Here is a 3935-nt window from a genome sequence, read left to right as displayed (position 1 = left end):
AAAACATGAAAAAAACAGCCGTAATAACAGGTGCCGCCCGAGGAATCGGTTTAGAAATAGCCAAAAGATTCAATAGGGAAGGGTACCATGCAGTGATTCTCGACATTGATACGGCTGAATTAGCCAAATGTGAAGAAAATTTAAAAGGTCAAGAAGGTTTTTCATTCTTTAACTGCGATGTGTCTAATCATCAGTCAGTTAGCGAGACATTTGCACAAATTACGGCTCAATTTTCGGCGGTTCATGCACTGGTCAATAATGCAGGAATAGCCATTTTTAAACCTGCCCAAGAAATTAGTTTTGATGATTGGAGTGCTGTAATGGGCGTAAATCTAAACGGTACGTTTTTGTGTAGTCAGGCTTGTTTTGTGGCATTGGTGGCAGGAAAAGGGAGTATCGTAAATATCGCCAGTATTTCGGGCGTTCGTGCCAGTACCTTACGCATTGCCTATGGCACAAGCAAGGCAGCAATCATGCACTTAACCAAACAACAGGCAGTTGAATACGGCAATATGGGTGTGCGTGCCAATGCCGTTGCCCCAGGCCCAGTAGAAACCGAAATGGCAAAGTTGGTACATAGTGCTGATATTCGTACCTCTTATGCAGATGCCATTCCGTTGGCTCGCTACGGCACTACCGAAGAAATCTCGAATGCCGTTTATTTCTTGTGTAGCGAGCAAGCAAGCTATATCAATGGTCAAATTCTGTGTGCCGATGGTGGTTTCGATGCAGCTGGAGTAGGTTTGCCAAGTTTGAGAACCCCTAACCGTAGCGGCGGTCGCCCCTAAAGAGGGAACTATTTAAAAAGTATTTTTGAGAATTGTCTATTGAAAACAAAATATATTAAATCCCCCTTTAGGGGTTAGGGGTATGAAACGACACATTTGGTTAGCTATTATTGCCTCTGCTTTGGGCTTTTTTGTTGATTTATACGACATCATGATTTTGAGCGTCGTGCGAAAACCCAGCCTTTTGGCTATGGGTGTAGCCGAAGCTGATTTGCTTTCAAAAGGAGTTTGGCTTATCAATATTCAGATGGCAGGTATGCTTATCGGAGGTTTTATCTGGGGAATTATTGGCGATAAAATGGGTCGATTATCGGTTTTATTTGGCTCTATTATTTTATATTCTTCCGCTACTTTTGCTAATGCCTATGCTCCCAATTTTGAAATCTACTTGTTATTAAGATTTTTGGCAGGAATCGGTTTAGCGGGAGAATTAGGTGCTGCCATCACGCTCGTAACCGAACAAATGCCTCAAAAATTCAGAGGAATTGGCCCTGCTATTATCGGTGGTTGTGGAATGTTGGGAGCTATTTTTGGGGCATATATTGGAGGTAAATATTCGTGGCAATTTACCTATCAATTAGGCGGAGGTTTGGGTTTTGTGTTGTTGATTCTTCGTTTAGGTGTGCTGGAATCGGGACTTTTCAATGAAATGAAAGGAAAAACCAGCAATAGAGGCGATTTGCGATTGCTTTTCAAAAACAAAGATTATATCAAAAAATATATCAGTATTTGTGTCTTGGGCTTTCCTGTGTGGTATGTCAACGGAGTAGTGATGACGTTCACGCCCGAAATTGCCAAAGCTTGGGGAATGACGCAGGCACCGACTGTTTCAGAGGTGGTCATTTATTACTTTTTGGGACTAACCTTCGGGGATTTAACGGGTGGCTTCGTGAGTCAATATTTCCAAAGCCGTAAAAAAGCCATTCGCCTATATTTATCACTTTATGCCTTAGCTGCTATTGTGTTCTTTGTTGTGGGTAATCAATCTGCTTTGATTTATAAAGGTTTGATTTTGTTCTTGGGCTTCTGTGTAGGATATTCGATTGTCTTGCTTACGCTCGCTGCCGAGCAGTACGGAACAAATATCAGAGCTACCGTGACGACTTCTTCATTGAATATCCTACGTGCAACGGTTATTCCGCAAACATTACTTTTCGAGTTTCTGAACCCGTACATCGGTACTGTAAATTCGGCAATGGCGGTAGGTGTAGTAGCTATTTTACTGGCATTTTGGGGGCTTAGCAATTTAGAAGAGACATTTCATAAGGATTTGAATTATACGGAAGAAAATTGATAGTAATATAATCGAAATAAAAATGGATTTAGATTCAATAATAAAAACCTTAAATGAGAAAAGGTATGCTCAAAATGAAGTGTTGACCGAAGAAGAAAGAAGCGTATTAAATATTTATACTCCTGAAAATCGTCTTATTGTTTATGGTACTTTAGCTCCAAACAAACCGAATCATCGTGTTGTCGAGCATATTAGAGGAACTTGGTTCGAAGGAATCGTTAAGGGAAAATTAGAAAGTAAAGGCTGGGGTGCGGCATTGGGCTATAACGGATTTAAGCCAGCAACAATAGAGGAACAACAGTTAATTAAAGCATATATTCTTTTTTCAAATGAATTAGTAGCTAATTGGCAAATGTTAGATGAATTTGAAGGAAATGGTTACAAACGGATATTTGCCAAATTTGAATTGGAAAACGGTGATGTAGGGATTGGAAATATCTATGCCCTCAATGACGAATAAAAAAATGTCTAAAAGCAAAAATTACAGGATTCTCAAATAAATTTTAATTACATGAAAAAACAGCGTACAACAATCATAAAAGGGCTTTTGAAGTCGGTTTTTATGTTGTTTTTGGTCAATTCTCTGTTTGCACAAACCAAACTCAATGTGTTGGTTTTTAGCAAAACGGCGGCGTTTCGGCATCAGTCTATCGAGGCAGGTAAAAAAGCCTTAGATAAAATGGCTAAAGAAAAAGGCTTTGGCGTGAGTTTTACAGAAGATGCAGGTCAGTTTACGGAAGCAAATTTGAAGAAATTCAATGCCGTTATTTTCTTAAACACAACGGGCGATATTTTGAATAACGAACAGCAAAATTCTTTTGAACGATACATTCAAGCGGGTGGGGGCTATGTGGGTGTTCACGCCGCCACTGATACCGAGTATGATTGGCCTTGGTACAATAAATTGGCTGGTGCATGGTTTCTCGACCACCCAATGCCCAATAATGTGCAAAAAGGTAAGTTTTATGTAACCAAAAAGAACGAACTAACCGCAGGAATGCCCGACGAGTTTGAGCGTTCGGATGAGTTTTATAGCTTCAAAGATATTTCGCCAAAAATCAATGTGGTCGTAAAAATTGATGAAAAATCTTATCAAGGAGGCAAAAACGGTGCTGACCACCCAATTAGTTGGTTTCAAGAGTTCGAGGGCGGACGCTCATTTTATACTGCCATGGGGCATACGGACGAAACTTTCTCAGAGCCACTTTTCTTGAATCATCTTTGGGCGGGTATCAAATACGCTGCGGGTGGCGAAACACCAAAGCCATTAGATTTCTCGAAGGCTCGTCCAGAAGAAAATCGTTTTACGAAAGTTGTTTTAGAAGAAAAACTCGACGAACCTGTCGAGCTAACTTTACTTGATAACGACCGTGTACTTTTCATTCAACGTAAAGGAGAAGTAAGACTTTATAACACAAAGACCAAAACACTTAAAACGATTACTAAACTTCCTGTGAGCCTAAAATACGTAAACCGTGAAGGTAAGGAATCGGTGGCTGAAGATGGACTTTTAGGCTTGAATAAAGACCCTAATTTCGCTCAAAATCACTGGATTTACCTATATTATTCTTCTTTGAAAGGTTCATACAACGTACTTTCAAGATTTACTATGAAAGGCGACGAAATTGATTTGAGTTCTGAAAAAGAAATGCTCAAAGTAGAAACCCAACGTGAAGAATGTTGCCACACGGGTGGCTCGATTGATTGGGATAAATCAGGTAATTTGTTCCTTTCTACGGGAGATAACACCAATCCACACGCTTCGAATGGGTATAGCCCAAGCGATGAACGTCCGGGAAGAAGTCCGTGGGATGCTCAAAAATCTTCGGCCAATACCAACGATTTACGTGGTA

Annotated in this window: 4 protein-coding genes; all 4 read left to right on the top strand. The window is 40.3% G+C overall.

Annotated elements, in window-relative coordinates:
* A partial coding sequence (locus tag ACOVO2_RS13155; protein WP_421770422.1) for an SDR family NAD(P)-dependent oxidoreductase occupies positions 1-788 on the top strand: 788 nt, incomplete at its 5' end.
* Positions 789-870: 82 nt separating this feature from the next.
* Positions 871-2082, top strand: a complete 1212-nt coding sequence (locus ACOVO2_RS13150; RefSeq protein WP_421770421.1) for an MFS transporter — start codon at positions 871-873, stop codon at positions 2080-2082.
* A 22-nt stretch (positions 2083-2104) separates the two neighbouring features.
* Complete coding sequence (locus ACOVO2_RS13145; protein WP_421770420.1) at positions 2105-2542, top strand: gamma-glutamylcyclotransferase family protein; 438 nt, start codon at positions 2105-2107, stop codon at positions 2540-2542.
* Positions 2543-2593: 51 nt separating this feature from the next.
* Positions 2594-3935: ThuA domain-containing protein (locus ACOVO2_RS13140; RefSeq protein WP_421770419.1), on the top strand; the 1342-nt coding region annotated here is incomplete at its 3' end.

The organism is Emticicia sp., assembly GCF_049241225.1.
Classification (GTDB): Bacteria; Bacteroidota; Bacteroidia; order Cytophagales; family Spirosomataceae; genus Emticicia.
Note: the sequence above shows the minus strand (reverse complement) of the source record. Positions and strands in the feature narration are given on the sequence as shown.